A 21134-nucleotide genomic window follows, 5' to 3' on the forward strand; every position below is an offset into this window, starting at 1 on the left:
CACCATCTTCTATCGCACGGATCAGCTCTTCCCGTAAACCCTTCGGGAAATGAACCCCTGCGAAGAGCCGACCCGATCTTATTAAATCTTCATCCTCTATTTTCATACACCTTTTTTTAGTGTATAGCTATTTCAGGACGGGTCACACCATAAATCTTAAAACTTTTATTATAAACCAGTATAGAAATTAAATAAATACTGCTTTCTGATGGGCTATGCTCTTGAAGGGGAGGATGGGTGTGTTAACCTATATCCATTAAGTAAAATACATCATGCAAAACGCCGATATCACAGATCCGATCTTCCACCAGGCTGTTGAAGCTATAGACGGCGGCGACGCGGTTTTGCTCCAAAAACTAATTACCGATAACCCGCGCTTAATTACCGATAGGCTTTCAACCACCGAAGAGGGCTATTTTAAAGACCCTTACCTGCTTTGGTTTGTTGCGGATAACCCCATCAGGCATGAGAAACTGCCTGCCAATATTGTAGCCATCATAAATTTACTGGTAACCGAAGTAAAGGCCAAAGCGCCGGGTATCGCGCAGCAACAACTGGATTATACCCTTGGGCTGGTAGCTACGGGTCGCATCCCGCGCGAAAGCGGCATGCAGATAGCTATGATGGACGCCCTGATAAACGCCGGCGCACAACCAGGCGGCGGCATGGGTGCCCTGGCTCATGGTAATACCGAAGCGGCCAATTATTTGATAGAACGTGGCGGAAAAATAACCCTTGGCGTTGCCATGGGCCTGCAGCGAATGCCTGATATTAACCGCCTGCTGCAAACCGCCACTACCGACGAAAAACTGGCAGCGCTAACGGCTGTCTCCTTTTATGGCAAAGCAGATATGGTGAAATTTTTGTTGGAGCAAGGCGTTGACCCCAACGGCTATCCCAACCCGGAAAGCGGCTTTCATTCGCACGCCACACCGCTGCACCAGGCGGTTTTCGCAGGTTCTTTAGAAACTGTAAAACTGCTGGTGGAATCAGGTGCCCGGCTGGATGCTCCCGACAAAATTTACGACGGCACCCCGCTTGGCTGGGCAGAATATGCGCCATCAGAGGGTGGGGATGAGGCCATTTTACAAACCTTTACGGAGATTGGTAATTACTTAAGAAGCGTAGCTAACCACAATGCAGATGGTTAATTGCTTGTTTTATATACGATGTTTTTGATAGCCTGATCCAATTCGGTTACACTGTCTACCATCATATCGGTTATGCCCTTAAGGTTGTGATCAACCTCCATACTGCCGAGTACATTGGCCAGCCCGAGGATATTGGCCAGCGGCCTGCGCACAACGTGCGATTGTATAAATCCTATGTGGTTCAGCTTGCCCGTTTTATCCTCAATTTCGGCCATGGCATCTTCTAACTGATGTGTTACGGCCACGTATTCGGTAATGTTATGGCCCATACAAAATATGCCATAAGGCTGTCCTTCGTCGTCAAATATCGCTTTAAACTCCCATTGCGTTACTACAAAACCGCCTTTGCCGTCATGTTTGCGCAGTGTGGCCGGGAAAAGCTTGCCCGGGTTCTCAAAACACTTGCCTCCAACTTCTCGGCAAATTATAATATCGTCCGGGTGCAGGGTAATGTAAAACGGCTTGCCGACTAAAGATTCTTTCAAAAAATCAAAATTCCGGTTATAATGCTGGCTAACATGAATATACCGGTTATCCATCCCTATAATAAGCGAATAATAAAAATTAGATCGTTCTAATAGGTTGATGGTTTCGGTAAATGTTTCCATATGAAGTATTGGTATATAGATCAGAGGTCAGCAGGATGCAATCAATTCTTCTCCTACCTTCTAAATAACTAACCTCTAAACTAATGCTTATCTTTAACAATCCTCATGCTTAAACTGTATATGCGTATAAAAAGAATAATTATGCTGATGGTATTGCCGCAGCTGTTAACCCTGTTGGGTTGTAAACCAAAAACGATGTATGGAAACAACCCCGAAGCCGGGCGCTATTACCAAATAAACGGCGTGAAAATGTATGTGGAAGAGTATGGCAGCGGCAAGCCCCTGCTCATGATTCACGGGAACGGCGGTGACATGGGCGCCTTTACCGAAAACGTGCCTTACTTTGCCAAAAAATACCGTGTAATACTGGCGGATAGCCGTGCACAAGGCAAAACCGTTGATGCCAGCGATTCGTTGAGCTTTGAGCAGATGGCTGATGACTTCGCCGTGCTGCTGGATACGCTGAACGTGCCAAAAGCTTATGTGATTGGCTGGAGCGATGGTGGTATAAACGCGCTGCTGATGGCCATGCGGCACCCGGATAAGGTGATCAAGCTGGCATCAACGGGTGCCAATATCTGGCCCGACTCTACGGCGCTCGATCCGCAGGGCTGGAAACAAAGCGAAAAATATTACAACCAAAATAAAAATAGGATCTGGAAAACTCCAAGGGCAAAAAACGACTGGAAAATATTTATGCTCGACTGGAACCAACCTAATATTAAATTAACCCAGCTGCAACAAATAAAATGCCCTGCATTAATCATCGCAGGCGACCATGATGTAATAGTTGATAAGCATACCCGCCTCATTCAAAGTAATATACCGGGATCGGAATTGTGGATAGTGCCTAACTCGGGGCACGGTACATTGATAGAACATGCCAATGAATTCAACAAAAAAGTAGACGGGTTTTTCGAAAAATAGCGGGTTTTGTCACCGTTGCTTCATAAGTTAAGTGTTTAAACATTTAATTGTTCTAATCCCAATCCTTTATATATCTTTGGATCGTAAAAAATATTTAAACACAATTTTAAACAAAATGAAAAAGACCTTATTATTAGCCGCTGCCGCATTATTAATGCAAACGGCTGTATTTGCACAAACCACCTGGAAGAATGATAAAGCACATTCGCATGTAACTTTCACCATCACCCACTTAGCGGTATCTGATGTTGACGGTACTTTTAAAGATTTTGATGCAACTATTGTAGCTGCAAAGCCAGATTTTAGCGATGCTAAAGTTTCTTTTGTAGCACAAACCGCATCTGTAAACACAGAGAACGATCGCCGCGACGGTCACCTGAAAAGCGAAGATTTCTTCGACGTTGCTAAATATCCAACCCTTAGCTTTGTAAGTACAGGTATTGCACCTGCAGGCACTGGCAAATACAAATTAACAGGTAACTTAACACTGCACGGTGTTACTAAACCGGTTGTTTTTGATATGGTACACCGCGGTACCATCACCAACCCAATGAGCAAAGCGCCAGCAGCAGGTTTCAAAGTTACCGGTACTATCAAACGTTCTGATTTTGGTTTCGGTAGCAAATATGGTTCGCCAATGCTGAGCGACGAAGTTGAACTAAGCGCAAGCGGCGAATTTGGCCAGGCTAAGTAATGAATTTTCAATCCACATATAAAAAGCGCCCCGGGATAACCCTGGGGCGCTTTTGTAGTTTATAGCGTTTAGTTTTGTTGCTGTTAAATACGGTTAAACGTCATGGTTTTACCAATGAATTTAAAGTGCCAATAGCCTTTTACCTTTAGTGCGCCATCCTTATTTATATAAGCTGAAGAATTCCAGTGTTTGCCGTTTTGGGCGTCGTATATCATGCCATCCTCCCAGGAGTTGCTGTCACGGTCGTAAACCAGTTTTTCCAAAACATTCATGCCTAATAATTTGCGGCTGCGCAAAGTAGGGTCGGGGTTGTGCTTATCTGTCCAGCTTTCCATTGCCTTATTGCCTTCGCCATTATTAAACCAAATGATTTTTGCTTTAAACTCGCGGTCTTCCTTATACACCTGCACCACTAAATTTTTTTCCTGGTTTTGCCATTTACCGCAGATCTGCTCGTCGGCAGCAAGTGTGGCAACCGGTGCTTTGCCGCCGTTAGCGGTGAAGAGCAGCAGGCTAAAAAAGCTTAGTAAAAACGAATTACTCATAAAAAATAGTTGGCTAAGATATATGCTGTTGCCGGTACAAAAAAAATGCCAAAGAAAGTAGTGGCGGATGCAGTTCTAAATTAAGCATTTTACGGCATTGTTTTAATACATCATACGCAGAAACGCTGCCGGGTGATACTGTTTGTTGAACAATGGTGCTGTTAATTGTACACACCTAAACAATTTTGGCCACTTGGTTTTTGCCAGGGCCTATTTCGAGGCCCGGTGCGCCATCGCAAACGTTGTAGTATAAAAAGTTTCTCGTTGAGGTACCGGCGCTTAACTTTCTTTTATATTTGAGATGTAAACCAATACATCTCCTTTTAATGAAAAAACCACTGCTGCTGCTGTTGCTGCCATTCCTATCGTTATCCGCGTCGGCCCAACAAAAAAACATATACCATAAAGGCTGGGTAGATTTTAACAAGAACGGCAAAATGGACGTTTTTGAAGACCCATCGCAAACCATCGAAAAAAGGGTGAACGATCTGCTGAGCCAGATGAACGTTGAAGAAAAAACCTGCCAGATGACTACCCTCTACGGCTATAAACGCGTATTGAAAGATGAAATGCCCGTTCCCCGTTGGAAAACCGAGATCTGGAAAGACGGTATTGCCAATATAGATGAAGAGCTGAATAACCTTACATCCACCACCGACGATGCGCCTACACAATATTCGTTCCCCTTTAGCAAACACGCATCGGCTATTAACACCGTGCAAAAATGGTTTGTAGAAGAAACCCGCATGGGCATCCCCGTAGATTTTACTAACGAAGGGATCCATGGTTTAACGCATGATCGTGCTACCCCGCTGCCCGCCCCGATATCCATAGGCGCTACCTGGAACAAACAACTGGTGCGCCGTGCGGGCCAAACTGTTGGTCGCGAAGCAAAGGCTTTGGGTTATACCAATGTATACGCGCCGATATTAGATCCCGCGCGTGATCAGCGCTGGGGCCGCGTGGTGGAATGCTACGGCGAGAGCCCATTCCATATAGCCGAGATGGGCAAGCAAATGGTATTGGGTATCCAGGAAGAGGGGGTAGCATCTACCCTGAAACATTATGCCGTTTACAGCATCCCAAAAGGTGGCCGAGATGGCAGCGCCCGTACAGACCCGCATGTGGCCCCGCGCGAAATGCACCAGGTATACCTGTACCCCTTTCGCCGGGTGATACAGGAAGCCCACCCCATTGGCGTAATGAGCAGCTATAACGATTATGATGGCGTACCTATCACCGGTAGCTATTACTTTTTAACCCAGCTGCTGCGCCAGCAATTTGGTTTTGATGGCTACGTGGTATCTGATAGCGAAGCGGTAGAGTTTTTGTACTCTAAACATAAAGTAGCGGCTGATTATAAAGAAGCGGTAAGGCAGGCGGTAGAAGCCGGGCTGAACGTGCGTACCAACTTTACCATGCCGCAAACGTTTATTTTACCCCTGCGCGAGCTGATCAAAGAGAACAAGATCTCGATGAAGGTGATAGATAGCCGTGTGGCAGATGTGCTGCGGGTGAAATTTCGCCTCGGGCTGTTTAATGATCCTTACGTAAAAGACCCTAAAGCAGCCGATAAATTGGTTCATACCGAGGCCGACGAACAAATGAGCCTGCAAATGAACCGCGAGAGCATGGTACTGCTAAAAAATGAAGGCAACCTGCTGCCGCTGGATAAAAGCAAACTGAAGAATATTTTGGTTACCGGCCCGCTGGCGGTGGAGTCTAATTACACCATCAGTCGCTATGGTCCCTCGCATAACCCTATCATCAATGTTTATGATGGCATAAAGAAATACGCGGGTAGCAGTGCCAATGTAACTTATGTAAAAGGCTGCGATATTGTTGATGCTACCTGGCCGGAGAGCGAGATCATAGAAACGCCGTTAACGGCCGCCGAACAGGCCGGTATTGACTCGGCGGTTGCCCAGGCCAGACTGTCGGACGTTGTAATTGCAGTAGTTGGCGAAGATGTGCGCAGGGTAGGCGAGAGCCTCTCCCGCACCGGGTTAAACCTGCCGGGCCGTCAGTTGAAACTGATCCAGGCACTCCAGGCAACAGGCAAGCCGGTAGTAATGGTGATGATAAACGGGCAGCCGCTTACCATTAACTGGGAAAATAAGTATGTGCCAGCCATTTTAGAGGCATGGTTCCCCAGTGTGCAAAGCGGGCAGGTAATTGCCGAAACACTTTTTGGCGATAACAACCCCGGCGGTAAACTGGCCATTACCTTCCCAAAAACCACAGGGCAGATAGAGTTTAACTTCCCCTTTAAACCAAACTCGCAGGCCGGGCAGGGCGGTCAAAACAGCTGGGGCAAAACCAGTGTGAACGGCGCGCTTTATCCCTTCGGCTACGGCTTAAGCTATACCAAATTCGAGTACAGCAACCTAACGGTATCGCCCGAGAAAGGCAACTCGCAGGGTGATGTTACAGTAACGGTAGACGTTACCAACACCGGTGCCCGCAAAGGTGATGATGTGGTGCAACTGTACCTGAAGGATAACATCAGCACCGTAACCACATACGAGTTTGATCTCCGTGGCTTCGAGCGTATTGCCCTGGCACCCGGCGAAAAGAAAACCGTACAGTTCACCCTTCACCCGGACGACCTCGCCCTGCTGGATAAAAACATGAACTGGACCGTAGAGCCAGGCACGTTTACTGTAATGATAGGCGCGTCGTCGGAAGATATTAAGTTGAAGAAGGAGTTTGTGGTGGAATAAGGGGAAGATGTTGAGGTAATATATTTATTACTTTTATTTGTTTTAAGTAATAAATATATTACCTTTGATTATTAACCCTAATTAGATGGCATCTTTATAATAATGAAAACAAAAATCAAAGAAACGAATGAAAAGCTCAGAGCTTTTAAGGATTCTCCATCGGGATGGGTGGGTAAACAAGCGGCAAAAAGGTAGTCATATAACTATGACTCACCCTACTAAACAAGGCGTAATTGTAGTAACTGACCATGGAAGCGCAGAAGTTGGTAAAGGTCTTGCGAACAGTATCTTAAAACAGGCAGGGTTGAAATAAATGTACTGTTTCTTTATTCTTATATTTTTTATCATCACAAAAGTTTGAAAAGATGAAAAAAATTAATCTTATAGTCGAAAAGACTTCAACCGGGTTCTCTGCTTATGCAGAGAACTATCCGGTTTATACTGTTGGTGCCTCAATGACAGAATTGAAATCAAATATTCTGGAGGCGATGAATTTATACCAGGAAGAAACCGGGGGAGAGCCGGTCAAAGAAAGCGATATTAATATCACGCTTGACCTCCCTCAATTCTTCGAATATTTTAAAGTTATCAATGCCAAAGCATTGTCTGAACGGGTTGGCATGAATCAAAGTCTGCTGGCACAATATGTTGGCGGGCAAAAAAAGCCATCAAGTAAACAGGTGGAGAAAATTCTACTTGGGATCAGGGAGCTTGGCAAAGAACTGTCTGAACTTCAATTGGGATAGGCAATTCACCACAAAAACATTTCTCCCCCAAATCCCTTATACAAGCATGAATAACCACTTGATACTGGAAGATAACTGGACGGGTGCCGAAGGCTCCAACGCCGAGGGGATACCCGTGATGGTGCGTTACCGCCAAAATCTCCGCGGCTTTATTGACAGCGGCGATTACCCCACAAAAATAGAGATCCATTGGAAATATGATACCGACGAAGCATCCGAAATGCCCGCGCCCGGCGAAGCAGATATCATAGATGATTTTGAAACAGCGCTGATCTACGCCCTCGAAGACGACCGGCAAAGCATCCTAACATCCGTAATAACCGGCCAGGGCGAAAAACGCTGGGCCTGGTATACCTCCAATGCCGACAGCGCGCAGGAACGCATCGATACCGTCCTGCTCGATTTTGAGCGGCTCCCCATCACCATCACCAAAACAGAAGACCCTAACTGGGATGATTATTTTGCTTTTATTGCCGATTTCGGCGGGGCGGCGTAGTTAAGTCAAAAGTCAAAAGTAAAAAGGACTACGGTGTTTACGGTGGGCTGATTATATTTGACGAAATTGGTTACAATCTGTGAAATCATAAAATAAAATCGGTGTAATCAAAAAAATCAATGAGTACTATTACTACCCGCGAGGCTACTTTGGCTGATATGGATGCGTTGCTCCAGTTTGAGCAGGGCGTTATAGAAGCCGAGCGCCCTTTCGACTCGACTATCAAACCGCATCCCACTAAATATTACGACATTGATCTGATGGTGACCGCTCCCCACATTCACCTGGTAGTGGCCGAGCTGGATGGCCAGCCCATTGGCAGCGGCTACGCCCGGATACAAACCTCCAAGCCTTTTTTAAACCACCCGCAACACTGTTATCTGGGTTTTATGTATGTATTGCCGCAGCATAGGGGCAAGGGCGTAAATAATTTAATAATGCAGGCATTAAAGGATTGGGCCATCAACCAGGGCATAACAGAGCTGCAGCTGGAAGTCTATTACGATAACGCCCCGGCTGTAAAAGCTTACGAAAAAACCGGCTTCAGCAAAAACATGATCCAGATGCGCATGGGGCTTTAAATACTGCTATTGTAAATTTACCGGGCATCAAATAGTATCAGGCTGATATGTAATATCTTTACACTACAGCACTAATTTGAACCTCACATGAACTTCGCAAAATTTGCTTTTACCGATGGTATTAAGGCCCTGCAGCAACAATACGGCAGTCGCGACTCCTACGCCCGCATGGAAAACCGCGACGATACAGACGGACTAACCGAAGCGGAAGCCGATTTTATTGAACAACGCGACAGCTTTTACATGGCCAGCATTGGCGAAAATGGTTACCCATACATTCAGCACCGCGGCGGCCCGGCGGGTTTTATCAAAGTGATAAATGCTAATACGCTTGGCGTGGTTGATTTTAAAGGGAATAAGCAATACATTTCTGTAGGGAATGTGCTTACTCACCATCAGGTTTCTTTATTCCTGATGGATTACCCGCATAAAACCCGTTTAAAAATATACGCAGATGCCCGCATTGTAGAGTTGGCTGATGAGCCGGCCCTGTTTAAATTGTTGGACCCCGCCGATTACAAGCACACGCCCGAGCGCATGATACTGTTTGATGTAAAGGCCTTCGATTGGAATTGCCCCCAGCACATTACACCCCGCTATACCGAAGACGAAATAAAACGCGCCTTTGCCCCGCAAAACGAATACGTGTTAAAACTGGAGTATGAACTGGAGAAACTAAAAAAACAACTGGCCGGCAAATAAGCGGTTTATTGCTTAACGAAATATTGCGTACGGATGTAATGCACCCGGTAGTTTTTACCGTTTATACTGTAACCTGAATTGGTAATAATAGTTCCTTTCAGTTGCAGATCGGGGCCGCTCAGGGCCACTATCTCGTAATCAGTAGGGTTTATACCTACTATTTGGGTGCTGATGTAATTGCGTCCGTTCTCGCTATGCAGGCTGTAGGTATGTACGAGCGAAGTATTATACTGGGTATCGAAGGAAGTTACCGAGCCTGCGCCATCGAAAGTAAGGTCGGTCTCCAAGCCGTGGAGGTAGCTTACCCGGGTAAGCTCAATATCTGTGGCGTTATCAAATACCACATCTGTAGTTAAGTTAGATTTCCAGGAACCTTTTAAGCTGGCATCGGTGCTTGGCGCCGCGTTTTCTTTTTTGCAGGAAAATAGGGTGCCCGATAGGATAATTACAAGAAAGATCTTCTTCATCGGGCTGCGTTTTGGCCTTAATTGGTAAAGTAAATATACCATTATTTAATTAGGCGCTATACTTATTAAAATTAGCGGTGCTAAATGGCTATGTTATCAACGATGATGTTGTACTTTACCGCATTATTTATAATTTTATCAAATTATAAACCCCTGTTAAATAAAACCCGAACATTTATACTGAATGGAAATAAAAAGTAATGGCGTTAAAAGCGGCTGGTTAAAAAATATGATCATTAAACGCTTGTATTTTGATAATGCAATGTCGTGTGCCGGCTTAAGCCTGCTTTTTGATAAAAGCATCCCCTCTATAACAAAGGCCATAAATGAACTCATAAAAGAAGGCTTTGTGGTGGAAGAAGGGTATGCGCCCTCCAGTGGTGGCCGCCGCCCGCTGATGTACAACATCAATGCCAAGGCCATGTATATTTTAGCTGTGGCGATGGACCAGCTTTCGGCACGCCTGCAACTTATAGACCTGCAAAATAACCCGGTTGCCGAAATGGCCACCGTTGATATAAAACTACTGAACAACGAAGACGCGCTGCCAACGCTTATCAGCAGCCTTAACAATTATATAGCCGAGAGCGGCATCCCAAAAAATAAAATTGCGGGTATCGGCATTGGTATGCCTGGTTTCATCAACGCGGTTGAAGGGATCAACTACACGTACCTGGATGCCGGGGGACAATCGCTAAGCGATTATATTTCGCAAAAGACCAGCGTTGCCACTTACATTGACAATGATAGCAGCCTGATTGCGCTTGCCGAGCAAAAATTTGGCATCGCCAAAACGCAGCAGGAAGTAATGGTGATAAACCTGGGCTGGGGCATAGGCCTCGGGATGATCATTGATGGTAAGATCTTCCGCGGCTATAACGGTTTCGCGGGCGAGTTAAGCCATATCCCGTTATCAGACGATGGCGCGCTTTGCACCTGCGGCAAACGCGGCTGCCTGGAGGCCGAAGCCAGTATGCTGGTAGTAGCCGAGAAAGCTGAAGAGGGCATTAAAGAAGGGCGGGTAACCAGCCTGAAAACCACGCAGGGCAACTTTAAGCTCATGGGCGATGCCCTGATGGATGCCGCCAACCAGGGCGATCAGTTTGCACTGGAACTATTGTCTGATGCAGGTTACAAAATTGGCAAAGCCTTAGCAATCCTTATCCATATCATGAACCCGGCGAACATCGTATTAAGCGGCCGGGGGGCAAAGGTTGGTAAAATACTATTGGCACCTATACAGCAGGCATTGCACAAATATTGTATTCCGCGCCTGGCATCCGGCACCGAACTGCTCATATCTTCCTTAGGTTTCGACGCCGAACTGATAGGCGCTGCCGTATTGGTGATGGAGAATTTTGATAAGGAAGTAAAGGGGAAGTAGTTGGGTGGTGAGTGGTGAGTGGTGAGTAGTGAGTGGTGAGTAGAAAGTAGTGAGTGGTGAAAGTTGCTTTATTAAACCGTTATGCTATCACCTGGTTCGTATATCTCTATAAATTCGATGCCCGATTTTGCGAAGTGTTTAGCGTAGTTTTGAAAACGCGACTTTACGAAGAATGGCTTCGCGAACCCATCATGCACAGGCAAGATCCGTTTTGGTTTTACTTTATCGCCAAAACCGGCAATCCGCAATTCGTTTGCAAAAGGGGCCATGGTCACCAGCAGTAAAAGTTCTATGCCCTCGTATTCGGTGAGTTTATTTTCCATTGAATCTACCGGGTGCAGCACTTTATCATTAATAATAAAGCCGGTCATCTGCGGTATCGGGCTATCCAGTAAAGGTTCGTGTACCACAGGAATAGCCTTTAGCTTAAAAGGCCCTATTTTGTAAATACCCTCTTCTATCAGGTTATAATTTAAGCCCGATTTTTGGATAGCGGTCCCTACTTCCATATTAGCGTATACCGGGGCCTTGCTCAGCGCTACTATTTTCTTCAGGTTTTCAATATCCAAATGATCCGGGTGGGTGTGCGTGATAATGATGCTGTTAACATCGGCAAACGTTTCAGGCGTTACAATCCCCTCTGCAAAAGTAAAGTTCCCCGGGTCGAATAGCAGTTTGTGCCCGTCCAGTTCAAATAATAAGCAGGAGTGGATGTATTTGGATATTTTCATAACAGCGTTAGCAAATTTACCCAATAAACCTGTCTACATAAAAAAGGTTTGTAGTTAAAGTATCACCTTTAATTCCTCAAAGTTGTTTATGGTGGCAACTTGCCCGCTTTCTACCACACCAAACCCATAGGATGCAAATATGAACGGCACGCCGGCTTTGGTTGCGGCATCGTAATCGCCCATGGTATCGCCCACGTATACCGGTGCTTTCAGGTTATTATCGTTCACAATATCACGGATATTATCTGCCTTGGGGTTGCCTTTAGTACCAAAACACTGGTGCGCCAAAAAGTGGCTGTGCATGTTATTCAGATCTAAAAACAACTCTATGTAGCCACTCTGGCAGTTACTTACAATGTACAGTTTGTATTTTTCTTTCAGATGAATCAAAGTTTCTTCCAGCGTAGGGTATAGCGTACCACCTTGTTTGTGCAATATTTCCAGTTCGCTTAGCGAGCATAGTTTTTGCACTTCGGCGCGCTGGTCCGCAGTTAAAAATGGGAACAGTTTTTCAAATATCGCATCGTAGGTCATCCCCGTGATAGAGCGCACCCGCTCGCGGGTCATCACCTCGTGGCTCATGTAAGGCGCTTTGTTCAGCGCGGTTTGCCAGGCGCCGGTGATGGTATCGGTACTATCCCAAAGGGTGCCGTCGAGGTCGAAAATTATGCTGTCGTATGTGTCTTTTAGTGTGCTGTCCATTTTTGCAGTTTGTGCGGCAAAAATAGAAGTTTATTTTTAGGGAGCGTTTCTTATAACGATTAATTTATTGGGAATTGGCCTAAAGTAAATAATGCGGTTAAAGCGGGCACGGCCAGTATAAAAAATACGTGCGCCATTTGTACGGTATCGGCATCGCCTTTAACTAATACACGGTAAAGGTCGCTTTTTATGGTTGATAGGGTAGTTTTCATGTTTTAGCAATTAACATTCTTGTTGTTGTATTTCTATTATTTCGACGGGAAATGGGAGGGAAGGTTTAATGAGAGTTGGGAATTTGCAGCAGGCAGTTACCCGAAAAGCGTAATTCCGTAGCTGCAATATTTGAACGCGGTTATGCTCGGAATTTTTCAAAATATTTAATAAATTTGTAATGATTTGATTAACAAAGCATCAATGGGCGATAAACTAACACTTGCTAATAACGCATTAACCACCGGTAGTAAAACGGACGGTGGTGTTAAGCCTGTTAATAAAAAATTCAAATCTCATTTTGTAAAGGTTACTATCGAAGAAATTAATTCTATCAGACCATCTGTTTACAAATACCTGCTCCCTTAAGTGTTCAATTCTTATTACATTTTTCATAAAGTAGGGGTGGTAAAGCCACTTTCCAATAAGTATCTTAAAGAAATAATTACTTACAATTTTAAGTCTGAAAGCAACTATTATTTGGTTGAAGTTGAGCATTACGAACTTGATATTTATATTATTAAGTTCTATTTGAAAAAAGACAAGCGCAACAGTGATAAATATAACATCCTAACTAATGAGAATAAGTGTTCGAGAATAATCAATACTTGTATTAAAGTAATGCTCGAAATTTATAGCAAGGATAAGCTAGCAAGTTTTGGATTTGTTGGCGCTAATACAATAAGAAGAGACATCGGCTTTGAAGAACCAAAAGAGCAAACCAAGCGGTTTACTGTTTACAAGAGGGTTATGTATGCGCTATTAGGCGTACAAACTTTTACACATTATTACGACGCCTCAAATAGTACATATTTAATGTTGAATAACAAATCGGAATCTGTAGATCAGAAATTCGAAAATGCTAAAAAGATGTTTGAAGAGATATTCCCAATTCTATCGTAACTATTGCTGTATAGTTTTGTGCGTAAGGAAGACTCCCTTTTCAACTTTTTTTTTGGCTGATAAATTTTTATAGGTTAGGTTTGAGAGAAGTTAAAATCCCTGCGAATATTTATGAGTGCTGAACTGATACTGGAAACCATATCCATCACCAAAAACTTTTTTGGCGATAAATCTACAGGGGTAAACAACATCACCATTTTTATACCTAAAGGGAAGATCACCGCTATTGTTGGCGAAAGCGGCAGCGGTAAAACAACCCTGCTTAAACTGCTCAGCGGCAGCATGAAACCCGATTCGGGAGACGTATTCTTTCACTCGCAGGTATTAAAACAGCGGAGCGAGGGCTTCGCGCCCGAACATGCCGCCATTGCCATAGTAACGCAGGATAACCGCGATATGGATATGGGCGAATCTGTTTGGTACAACGTAAGCGCGGGCCTGCCCACCGGAGATATTAACTACCAGGTGCAAAAAACTACGCAGGCGCTCAATCTATTAGGTATTTACGGACTAAAAGAGCAATCGTTCGGTAAACTGAGCGGCGGCGAAAAACAACGTGTTACCATTGCCAAAGCCCTGATAAACCGCCCCGAAGTATTGATGCTGGATGAACCTTTTAACCAGGTGGATGCCAATTACCGGGACGCGCTGCAGCACGATATTCGCCAGATTGTAAAAGAGTGGGGTGTAACTGTAATACTGGTTTCTCACGATCCGGCAGAGTTGTTATCCATGGCTGATGAACTTATCGTGATAAAAGAAGGTGAGATTGTGGAGCATGGTACGCCCGAAAAACTTTATCACTCGCCCAAACTCTTATACACTGCCAAAATATTGGCGGCTTGCAGCGAATTAACCGCTGCGGAAGCTGCGGTTTGCGGCATCAAATCAAAGCGCGGTACCGTAGTTATTTATGCCGAGAACATCAGCATAAGTGGCATCGGCGCAGTCAAAAAATGGACGATCAAGCAAGTGCTGTTCAAAGGCTTTTTTGAGGAATTGGTTATCGAGCGTGATGAAGTTTCGCTCCGTGTGCTCAATTACAACAGTGCCAGGTACAAGGTTGGCAGTAAAGTAGGCATCAAAGTAGATAAGTACTACGAATTTGGCAAATGGCTCTCTTAGGGAGATAGAGTCAAGAGATAAGAATCAAGACGCAAGAGTTAAGACACAAGAATAATGCTCGTACTATTCAAATTCGAAATTGAACATTCGAAATTCGACATCCCTTAAATCTTAATTATCCGGCCGTCTTTCTTGGGTTTTGAGGTGTGATTCTCCGGTTTGGGGATATTGCGAACAATAGTAACCAGCGCGCTGCCGATAACTGCCATAGCCTTCACCCCGAAGCTTAAAAATGGCTTCATTACTTCCAACGCGTTATGGTTGTTACTCCGTGCTGCTTGGGCCTTGCCACTACCTATTTTCTTCTTTTCCATAATGGAATAAGGCGAAAAGAGGTGGAATTGTTTTCGTTTTCTGCGTTAGCTACAGGCTTAGCGGCACCGTTTTTAATCGGCCTTGGCCTGTTCGGCAACCACAGGAACTGAAACAGCATAACCATTCATAGAACAGGGCGCAGCTGAGAGTTTTTTCTTTGGTTCGTTTCTTTTTAGCGGAAAAAAAGAAATGAACTTCCACAGGCCTGACCTTACGCACACCCGTTGCTAACGGAGCACAGCTACGCCACTTTCTTCTTCAATGTTATCACCGTAATCTCCGGCCAAATACCCAGCCTGCCCGAGAACGCTAAAAAGCCGAAGCCGCGGTTTACGTACAGATAGCGGTTTTGGTGGTTGATGAGGCCGGCCCAATCCAGGTAGCGGTATTTAACGGGGCTCCATTTAATGCCCGCCGTTTCAATACCAAACTGTGCGCCGTGGGTATGGCCCGCCAGGGTCAGGTGAATATCGGTAGGGTTGTAGCGTACTTTTTCTTCCCAGTGGGTAGGGTCGTGCGATAGGAGGACCTTAAACGCGTCTTTATCCACACCGCGCAAGGCTTTTTCCAAATCGCCCATCTGTATAAAACCTTTACCCCAGTTCTCTACACCAATGAGCGAGATCTTTTGTCCGCCTTTTTCTATTACCACGTTTTCGTTAAGTAATAAGCGGTAGCCCAGCTCGCCGTGGTGGCGTTTTAGCTTTTGCAGGTTAGCGGCTTTTTCTTCAGGACTCGCCCATGGGATGTAGTCGCCATAATCATGGTTACCCAGGATAGAGAATTGCCCGTAAGGTGCTTTTAGCTGACTAAACCTGTCTATATATTGCTCAATTTCCCAGGCGGCGTTGTTTACCAAATCGCCGGTGAATACAAACAGATCTGATTTTTGGCTTTTAGCAAGGTCTATCCCGCGTTGCATGGCCGTCACATTATCAAAACTACCGGAATGGATATCAGACAGTTGGGTAATGGTGAAACCATCAAAAGCCTCGGGCAGGTCGTCATAGTAAATGGTGGTACGGTGTACTTTATAATCGTACTTACCCCTTATCATGGCGTATAAAAAGCCGGTAAACGGTACAGCGGCTATCAGCAACGCGGCCTGCACAATAAACTTGCGCCGCTCCGGGAAGAATGGCTGGTCTTCGGGCTTATCATTCATGATGTTATCGCCAACGCCATATAAGAACCTGCCGAGATCGCCCAGTGAAATAACGATGATGAAGAATAGTTTGGTGATGAAAAACGTGAGGAGCAGGCTCAGCATCCACTCGTGGAAGGGTGTCATCCCTTTTGCAGTGCTATAACTGCCAAAGCCGGCCATAAACACCACTGTTACGCCTATGGAAATAACCGCGTAACCCCAAAGTACAATTAAGCGCCATGGGCGCGATTGCCAATCGGCTGTTAAGCTGCGCAACCCGTGGATCACATACCAATCCATCAGCAGCGTTATTGCCGCTATAATTAAAAATACATTTAAAAAACCACCTCTATGCATAGTATAACCGGGTAAGGCCGCAAGATAAACAAGCTAAGGTAATTAGGGTGTAAAATTGAGTGGCCTATTCCGGGTAAATTCCTATTTTTAACCGCCAATTTAAATTTATGAAATACAACCTGCTCATCTTGTCAGCTTTATTGCTGTTCACCTCTGCATCCATCGCGCAGCAAACCCAAAAGGATACCCTGTTTTTTGAAGACTTTAACAGCAAAACCCTCAACCGCGGCAAATGGAATGTAGAAGTTACCGGGCAAACCGTGAACGATGAGCAGCAAGCTTATGTAGATTCGACCGGTACTATTTACATGGCAGAGGGCAAAACCGAAGGCGCGGCTAATGGTGCGCTGGTATTAAAAGCGGTTTACAAACCCGGGCATACCAGCAAGCAGCAAAAGAAATATGATTTTGTATCGGGCAGGATAAACACGCGCGATAAAATGATGTTCACCTATGGCACGTTTTCGGCAAGGATGAAGATTCCGGCGGGAGCGGGCTTATGGCCGGCGTTTTGGCTGTTAGGCAAAGGCAAATGGCCCGATTGCGGTGAGATAGACATTATGGAAACCGTGGGCGACAGCAGCTGGACGAGCAACGCTCTGCACGGCCCCAACTACTTTGGCGATACACCGTTGGCATACCGCGCGTTTTTCCCTAAAGGGGTTGATGTAACCCAATGGCACGTTTATACGGTTGAATGGACCGCCGCCAGCATTGTTTTCAAGGTGGATGACGTGGTGACCTACACCGTAACCAAAGCCATGGTAGAAAAATATGGCCGCTGGGCGTTTGATAACCCCAAGTTCATTATCCTTAATTTTGCGCTTGGCGGCGGCTATCCAAATGGGGTTAATAAGGTAAAACAACCTTATTTTGGGCTGTCGCAATCATCTGTAGATAAAATAAAGAGCGGAGATGCCAAAACCTATGTAGACTGGGTGCTGGTAACCAAATAAAAAACAAAAGCGCTCCCGAATTGCTGGGAGCGCTTTTGTTTTATGTAGAGGCGCGATACTTCGCGTCTTTTTTTATGGATTCTGTTAGCAGACGCAAAACATTGCGTCTCTGCGGTTATTAATAATGCCTAACCACTACCCGTTTGTATGGACGATGGTAAGCTACGGTTCTGCGGTATGCAGGGCGTGTAACTACCACTGCGCGGCGATATGGGCGGTGATAAACCACCGGGCGGGTTGCCACTACGGTGCGGCGGTAAGCATGGCGATAAACCGGGCGCGTGGTTACTACGGTACGTTGATGAACCGGTGCGCCTGCGCGAACTCTTACTACTGCCTGGGCTTTTGCGCCTTCAAAAGCGAATAAAGCGATGATAGTTACGGCTAATATTTTAAGGTATTTCATGATGTTTTTATTTAATTGTTGAATTTATTTGGGTTGATTTATTAATAGTTGTTATGGTTGTAACCGCCGTTGTTGTTATTGTCGCGGTTATGATAGCCATCGCGGTTATTATCGCGGTTGCGGTCGTGGTGCCTGTTGTTATTATACCTGCGATGAGTGCGGGTGTTGTCTATTGCACAGCTGGATAATGCGGCGGCTCCGAATAAAAGCAGGGCCATCATTTTTACTATTTCCTTTTTCATGGCGTTTATATTTAATGTTAATTTCTGTTTCTTTTATAGGTTAAACTAAGCCCGGAAGGCAAAGTTTAGTCCACAAAAACAGTATCACATAAACGTTACAAAAGGAAATAGGGGCGCGAGCCATAATCAGGAGAGTGAAACAGCCGGGAGATTAAAGCAGATAACTATGTCCCAAAATACCTGTTTATCAGTTTGGCAATAAAGATATACAGCATATCCATTATCAGGAACACAATGAGCAGACCCCCGATATTCAGGGCAACTTTTGGGTACCCATATTTGCCTGTATCTAAAAAGAAATAGGGGTAAAGGCCGCAAATGGCACCTCGTATTAAAATATACGCCAGGTAACATGCCGGGTACCAAAGCCAGGAAAAACCATCTTTCCAATTAATGTTATCCTTGGGCACAAACGCCAGCCAATAAATAATAAACAGTGCCGGTGTTATTACATGCACCAGCTCGTTGCTCAGGCTGGCTAAACCAACCGGATGATAGGTGGAGCGTAAAACCAAATTGAAAACAAGCGCAACGATGCTGATGTTTACGGCACCCGAGGTTAGCGTACCTCTCCGTTTAAAAAAGGCCGTTTGCGAATAGCCTACAGCTATCGCAGTAAAACAGATGGCTGCCAGTATATTGGTTTGGATGGTAAAAAAGCTGAATAACTCGACCAGTGTGCCGACTAACGTGCGTCCTTTTGCGAGGTAAGCAGGCACCGAAGTATAAAACTGAGAAATAACACCAAACCAGGCAACCATGCTTAATATTGCTGCCAGTGTTTTAATGTTTTTTACGATTGCCATGCGAGGAGTTTGCGGTCCGAGGTTTACATTACTAAGATATCCAAAATTGGTATCCATAAATATTTGCAAGTGTATTTGTTACAAATAAAATTATGAGATGGGCGCTGGTGCGTGTATATTTAGCGCATAAACCACCCGTATACCCATGCTTATAACCAATCGCCCTCAAAGTTTAAAGGTAAACGCTTTTAAAGCTGTTATCATATGTGTTTTTTGCTGTTTGCCATTTATAAGCCAGGCGCAAACTACATTTAACCACGCTGCGCTTTGCTCTGCCAACTTAAAGGTGAGCAATAAGTTTTATACCGAGGTGCTGCAATTAAAGATCATCCCAAATCCTTTTAAAGATACCGTACACACCTGGTACAGTATTGGTCCCAACCTGCAAATGCATATCATCCAGGCCAATTGCCCCAAGGCAGATTACCCCCGTGGCGTGCATTTGTGCTTTAGCGTACCATCCATTACCGCATTTGTAGCCCGCCTTGGCACCATGAACATCCCCTACAGCAACTGGAAAGGCGAAACCGGTAAAACCGAGCACCGCGTAGATGGTGTAAACCAAATTTACATTAACGACCCCGACGGTTACCTCATAGAAATTAACGACGCTAAATAATTAACAGTTGCTTCACAATTAATTTCCGTGTAGCACAACCATGCGGAGTGATTGTTGCGTATACATGAGTATGAAAGGCTACGTTAACATCCCGAAGTCTGTTTATTGCAAACCTTGCCGTGAATGCGGCGCGCCCCCCCTTATTGCGCACGCGGGTATTGAAGGGTATGTAGTTAAATGCCCCAATAACGATAATCATTATCAAACCACTCCCGGCATTATTGATATTGAAGACTGGAACATCCACAACACCCTGCTGTACGATAATGATTACGACCTGAAAATGATGAGTAGGTAGTTGATATTTTATCTATTAAATAATTTTCTAATATTGATAATAAATTAATCAATATTAAACTATTCCGGTTCTGTACCGTCAGAACCACCTGATTACCAATTAATAAATAAGGTTATGAAGGGTTATATCAACGTTCCGGAATCATTTAAATGTAAAGGATGCAAGCATTGTGGCTCGGCCCCAATCATTTCCCTTGCAGAACATGGGCTGTACCAGCTTAAGTGCCCTAATAGCGACAATCATTACCAAACCAACCCTGGTGAGATTGATATAGATGACTGGAACATCCACAACACCCTGCTGTATGATCATGATTACGACCCGAAAATAATTGCTGGAGATAATAACATCAGTCTCTAATTTTTATTATTGCAGGTTTAACATTCGGCGTGCTACATTTTAAACCGATCTGTTGTATTTAGGTAACTTAATTTGTTCAGGTTGCAAACAATTTCCCTGTAAACTGCATTGTCCACATTAATCAATGTAAACCTCAAAACCATGAATAGAACAATCGGAATAGTACTTATCGTAATTGGCGCGGCCATGCTGATATGGACAGGTTTTACCTATACCAAAAAGGAAAAAATAGTAGATGCGGGCCCCATCCAAATCTCGGCCGACAAACAAAAAACTGTAAACTGGCCACCATACCTGGGCGGTATTTTATTAGTGGGTGGTATAGTTATTGTGGCTACGGCAAAAAAATCGTAACCACGCTGTATCTTAGCCGCGATGGAACCAATCTTTTTTAAAACACAGGAGGAATTTCGCGCCTGGCTACAGCATAACCACGCTAACCACACCGAACTGCTGGTAGGTTTTTATAAAACCGGCAGCGGCAAGCCCAGTATTACCTGGCCGCAATCTGTAGACCAAGCGTTGTGTTTTGGCTGGATAGATGGCGTGCGTAAAAACATCAACGAGGATAGCTATAGCATCCGTTTCACCCCGCGCAAGCCCAAAAGTATCTGGAGCGCCGTCAATATCAAAAAAGTAGCCCACCTTACCGAAAACGGCCTGATGCAGCCCGCAGGCATTGCCGCCTATGCCAAACGCGAAGAAAAGCGTTCGGCTATCTACAGCTTCGAGAACGATGAGATGCCTTTCTCGCCCGCTTACGAAAAACAGTTTAAAGCCAATAAAATGGCCTGGGAATTTTTCCAGTCGCAGGCACCCTGGTATAAAAAACAAATGCAACACAGGGTGATGAGTGCCAAACAGCAGAAAACGCAACTGAGCCGGTTGGAGAACTTAATAAAAGCAAGCGAAGAGTGGAAAAGGATCGGGTGA

The 21134-nt window shown here is 44.9% G+C and carries 29 protein-coding genes; 18 read left to right on the forward strand and 11 right to left on the reverse strand.

Translation table 11 applies throughout. The features are described 5' to 3' along the window. Positions 1–272: 272 nt before the first annotated feature. Complete coding sequence (locus tag ABIX36_RS12025) at positions 273–1151, forward strand: ankyrin repeat domain-containing protein (protein WP_348082409.1); 879 nt, start codon at positions 273–275, stop codon at positions 1149–1151. Here ABIX36_RS12025 and ABIX36_RS12030 read toward each other — a convergent pair. Then, on the reverse strand, positions 1148–1759 hold the full coding sequence (locus tag ABIX36_RS12030) for a PAS domain-containing protein (protein ID WP_348082410.1): 612 nt from the start codon (positions 1757–1759) through the stop codon (positions 1148–1150). The genes ABIX36_RS12025 and ABIX36_RS12030 overlap by 4 nt on opposite strands. Before the next feature lie 105 nt (positions 1760–1864). Here ABIX36_RS12030 and ABIX36_RS12035 point away from each other — a divergent pair, with 105 nt between their 5' ends. Together ABIX36_RS12035 and ABIX36_RS12040 are read left to right on the forward strand one after the other, a co-directional pair. After that, the gene (locus ABIX36_RS12035) at positions 1865–2686 is read left to right on the forward strand and encodes an alpha/beta hydrolase (RefSeq protein WP_348082411.1); all 822 of its coding nucleotides are present in this window, start codon (positions 1865–1867) and stop codon (positions 2684–2686) included. A gap of 115 nt (positions 2687–2801) precedes the next feature. Beyond that, positions 2802–3380 carry a YceI family protein gene (locus ABIX36_RS12040; protein WP_348082412.1) on the forward strand — a complete coding sequence of 193 codons (579 nt, stop codon included), beginning with the start codon at positions 2802–2804 and terminating at the stop codon, positions 3378–3380. 83 nt (positions 3381–3463) lie between these two features. Here the strand turns inward: ABIX36_RS12040 and ABIX36_RS12045 are convergent, their stop codons facing one another. Then, positions 3464–3925 carry a DUF2147 domain-containing protein gene (locus tag ABIX36_RS12045; RefSeq protein ID WP_348082413.1) on the reverse strand — a complete coding sequence of 154 codons (462 nt, stop codon included), beginning with the start codon at positions 3923–3925 and terminating at the stop codon, positions 3464–3466. A gap of 326 nt (positions 3926–4251) precedes the next feature. Between ABIX36_RS12045 and ABIX36_RS12050 the strand changes: the two genes are divergently transcribed. The 5 genes from ABIX36_RS12050 (at position 4252) to ABIX36_RS12070 (ending at position 9173) form a co-directional block, all read left to right on the forward strand. Then, on the forward strand, positions 4252–6648 hold the full coding sequence (locus ABIX36_RS12050) for a glycoside hydrolase family 3 N-terminal domain-containing protein (RefSeq protein ID WP_348082414.1): 2397 nt from the start codon (positions 4252–4254) through the stop codon (positions 6646–6648). Between the two features lie 365 nt (positions 6649–7013). Further along, positions 7014–7394: a helix-turn-helix transcriptional regulator gene (locus tag ABIX36_RS12055; protein WP_128534510.1), complete on the forward strand. Its 381-nt coding sequence runs from the start codon at positions 7014–7016 to the stop codon at positions 7392–7394. A 46-nt stretch (positions 7395–7440) separates the two neighbouring features. Then, positions 7441–7890 (forward strand): DUF695 domain-containing protein, encoded by a 450-nt coding sequence (locus ABIX36_RS12060; RefSeq protein ID WP_348082415.1) that lies wholly within the window; start codon positions 7441–7443, stop codon positions 7888–7890. A gap of 119 nt (positions 7891–8009) precedes the next feature. After that, entirely contained in the window at positions 8010–8471 is a 462-nt protein-coding gene (locus ABIX36_RS12065; protein ID WP_348082416.1) for a GNAT family N-acetyltransferase, read from the forward strand. A gap of 87 nt (positions 8472–8558) precedes the next feature. After that, on the forward strand, positions 8559–9173 hold the full coding sequence (locus ABIX36_RS12070) for a pyridoxamine 5'-phosphate oxidase family protein (RefSeq protein ID WP_348082417.1): 615 nt from the start codon (positions 8559–8561) through the stop codon (positions 9171–9173). 5 nt (positions 9174–9178) lie between these two features. Here the strand turns inward: ABIX36_RS12070 and ABIX36_RS12075 are convergent, their stop codons facing one another. Then, complete coding sequence (locus tag ABIX36_RS12075; RefSeq protein WP_348082418.1) at positions 9179–9640, reverse strand: hypothetical protein; 462 nt, start codon at positions 9638–9640, stop codon at positions 9179–9181. Between the two features lie 184 nt (positions 9641–9824). Between ABIX36_RS12075 and ABIX36_RS12080 the strand changes: the two genes are divergently transcribed. Further along, complete coding sequence (locus ABIX36_RS12080; RefSeq protein ID WP_348082419.1) at positions 9825–11024, forward strand: ROK family protein; 1200 nt, start codon at positions 9825–9827, stop codon at positions 11022–11024. 71 nt (positions 11025–11095) lie between these two features. Here ABIX36_RS12080 and ABIX36_RS12085 read toward each other — a convergent pair whose 3' ends face one another. Genes ABIX36_RS12085 through ABIX36_RS12095 form a run of 3 tightly spaced genes read right to left on the reverse strand, consistent with a single transcriptional unit; the run spans position 11096 to position 12669 of the window. Then, positions 11096–11755, reverse strand: coding sequence for an MBL fold metallo-hydrolase (locus ABIX36_RS12085; RefSeq protein ID WP_348082420.1), 660 nt, complete (start codon positions 11753–11755; stop codon positions 11096–11098). Positions 11756–11809: 54 nt separating this feature from the next. Next, on the reverse strand, positions 11810–12457 hold the full coding sequence (locus ABIX36_RS12090) for an HAD family hydrolase (RefSeq protein ID WP_348082421.1): 648 nt from the start codon (positions 12455–12457) through the stop codon (positions 11810–11812). A 59-nt stretch (positions 12458–12516) separates the two neighbouring features. Then, positions 12517–12669: a hypothetical protein gene (locus tag ABIX36_RS12095; RefSeq protein WP_348082422.1), complete on the reverse strand. Its 153-nt coding sequence runs from the start codon at positions 12667–12669 to the stop codon at positions 12517–12519. A gap of 202 nt (positions 12670–12871) precedes the next feature. Here ABIX36_RS12095 and ABIX36_RS12100 point away from each other — a divergent pair, with 202 nt between their 5' ends. The 3 genes from ABIX36_RS12100 (at position 12872) to ABIX36_RS12110 (ending at position 14695) form a co-directional block, all read left to right on the forward strand. After that, a complete protein-coding gene (locus ABIX36_RS12100; RefSeq protein ID WP_348082423.1) occupies positions 12872–13036 on the forward strand; it encodes a hypothetical protein in 165 nt (54 codons plus the stop codon). A gap of 252 nt (positions 13037–13288) precedes the next feature. Further along, entirely contained in the window at positions 13289–13570 is a 282-nt protein-coding gene (locus tag ABIX36_RS12105) for a hypothetical protein (RefSeq protein ID WP_348082424.1), read from the forward strand. A gap of 111 nt (positions 13571–13681) precedes the next feature. Then, entirely contained in the window at positions 13682–14695 is a 1014-nt protein-coding gene (locus tag ABIX36_RS12110; protein WP_348082425.1) for an ABC transporter ATP-binding protein, read from the forward strand. 104 nt (positions 14696–14799) lie between these two features. Here the strand turns inward: ABIX36_RS12110 and ABIX36_RS12115 are convergent, their stop codons facing one another. Both ABIX36_RS12115 and ABIX36_RS12120 read right to left on the reverse strand, forming a co-directional pair. Continuing rightward, a complete protein-coding gene (locus ABIX36_RS12115) occupies positions 14800–15009 on the reverse strand; it encodes a hypothetical protein (RefSeq protein ID WP_348082426.1) in 210 nt (69 codons plus the stop codon). A 242-nt stretch (positions 15010–15251) separates the two neighbouring features. Further along, positions 15252–16514, reverse strand: a complete 1263-nt coding sequence (locus ABIX36_RS12120; RefSeq protein WP_348082427.1) for a metallophosphoesterase — start codon at positions 16512–16514, stop codon at positions 15252–15254. Between the two features lie 107 nt (positions 16515–16621). Here ABIX36_RS12120 and ABIX36_RS12125 point away from each other — a divergent pair, with 107 nt between their 5' ends. Next, positions 16622–17470 carry a glycoside hydrolase family 16 protein gene (locus ABIX36_RS12125; RefSeq protein ID WP_348082428.1) on the forward strand — a complete coding sequence of 283 codons (849 nt, stop codon included), beginning with the start codon at positions 16622–16624 and terminating at the stop codon, positions 17468–17470. A gap of 118 nt (positions 17471–17588) precedes the next feature. Here the strand turns inward: ABIX36_RS12125 and ABIX36_RS12130 are convergent, their stop codons facing one another. The 3 genes from ABIX36_RS12130 to ABIX36_RS12140 all read right to left on the reverse strand — a co-directional run bounded on the left by ABIX36_RS12130 (position 17589) and on the right by ABIX36_RS12140 (position 18924). Next, positions 17589–17876 carry a hypothetical protein gene (locus ABIX36_RS12130; RefSeq protein WP_348082429.1) on the reverse strand — a complete coding sequence of 96 codons (288 nt, stop codon included), beginning with the start codon at positions 17874–17876 and terminating at the stop codon, positions 17589–17591. 41 nt (positions 17877–17917) lie between these two features. Continuing rightward, positions 17918–18118 carry a hypothetical protein gene (locus tag ABIX36_RS12135; RefSeq protein WP_348082430.1) on the reverse strand — a complete coding sequence of 67 codons (201 nt, stop codon included), beginning with the start codon at positions 18116–18118 and terminating at the stop codon, positions 17918–17920. A gap of 164 nt (positions 18119–18282) precedes the next feature. Next, positions 18283–18924: a Pr6Pr family membrane protein gene (locus ABIX36_RS12140; RefSeq protein ID WP_348082431.1), complete on the reverse strand. Its 642-nt coding sequence runs from the start codon at positions 18922–18924 to the stop codon at positions 18283–18285. A gap of 145 nt (positions 18925–19069) precedes the next feature. Between ABIX36_RS12140 and ABIX36_RS12145 the strand changes: the two genes are divergently transcribed. From ABIX36_RS12145 to ABIX36_RS12165, 5 genes are all read left to right on the forward strand, one after another. Further along, complete coding sequence (locus tag ABIX36_RS12145) at positions 19070–19543, forward strand: VOC family protein (protein WP_348082432.1); 474 nt, start codon at positions 19070–19072, stop codon at positions 19541–19543. A gap of 70 nt (positions 19544–19613) precedes the next feature. Further along, the gene (locus ABIX36_RS12150) at positions 19614–19841 is read left to right on the forward strand and encodes a hypothetical protein (RefSeq protein WP_348082433.1); all 228 of its coding nucleotides are present in this window, start codon (positions 19614–19616) and stop codon (positions 19839–19841) included. A 114-nt stretch (positions 19842–19955) separates the two neighbouring features. Beyond that, complete coding sequence (locus ABIX36_RS12155) at positions 19956–20201, forward strand: hypothetical protein (protein ID WP_348082434.1); 246 nt, start codon at positions 19956–19958, stop codon at positions 20199–20201. Between the two features lie 141 nt (positions 20202–20342). Next, on the forward strand, positions 20343–20555 hold the full coding sequence (locus tag ABIX36_RS12160; protein WP_128534493.1) for a hypothetical protein: 213 nt from the start codon (positions 20343–20345) through the stop codon (positions 20553–20555). Positions 20556–20576: 21 nt separating this feature from the next. Then, a complete protein-coding gene (locus ABIX36_RS12165; protein ID WP_348082435.1) occupies positions 20577–21134 on the forward strand; it encodes a YdeI/OmpD-associated family protein in 558 nt (185 codons plus the stop codon).

The sequence above is a fragment of the Mucilaginibacter sp. genome, assembly GCF_039925265.1.
In the GTDB taxonomy this organism is placed as follows: domain Bacteria; phylum Bacteroidota; class Bacteroidia; order Sphingobacteriales; family Sphingobacteriaceae; genus Mucilaginibacter.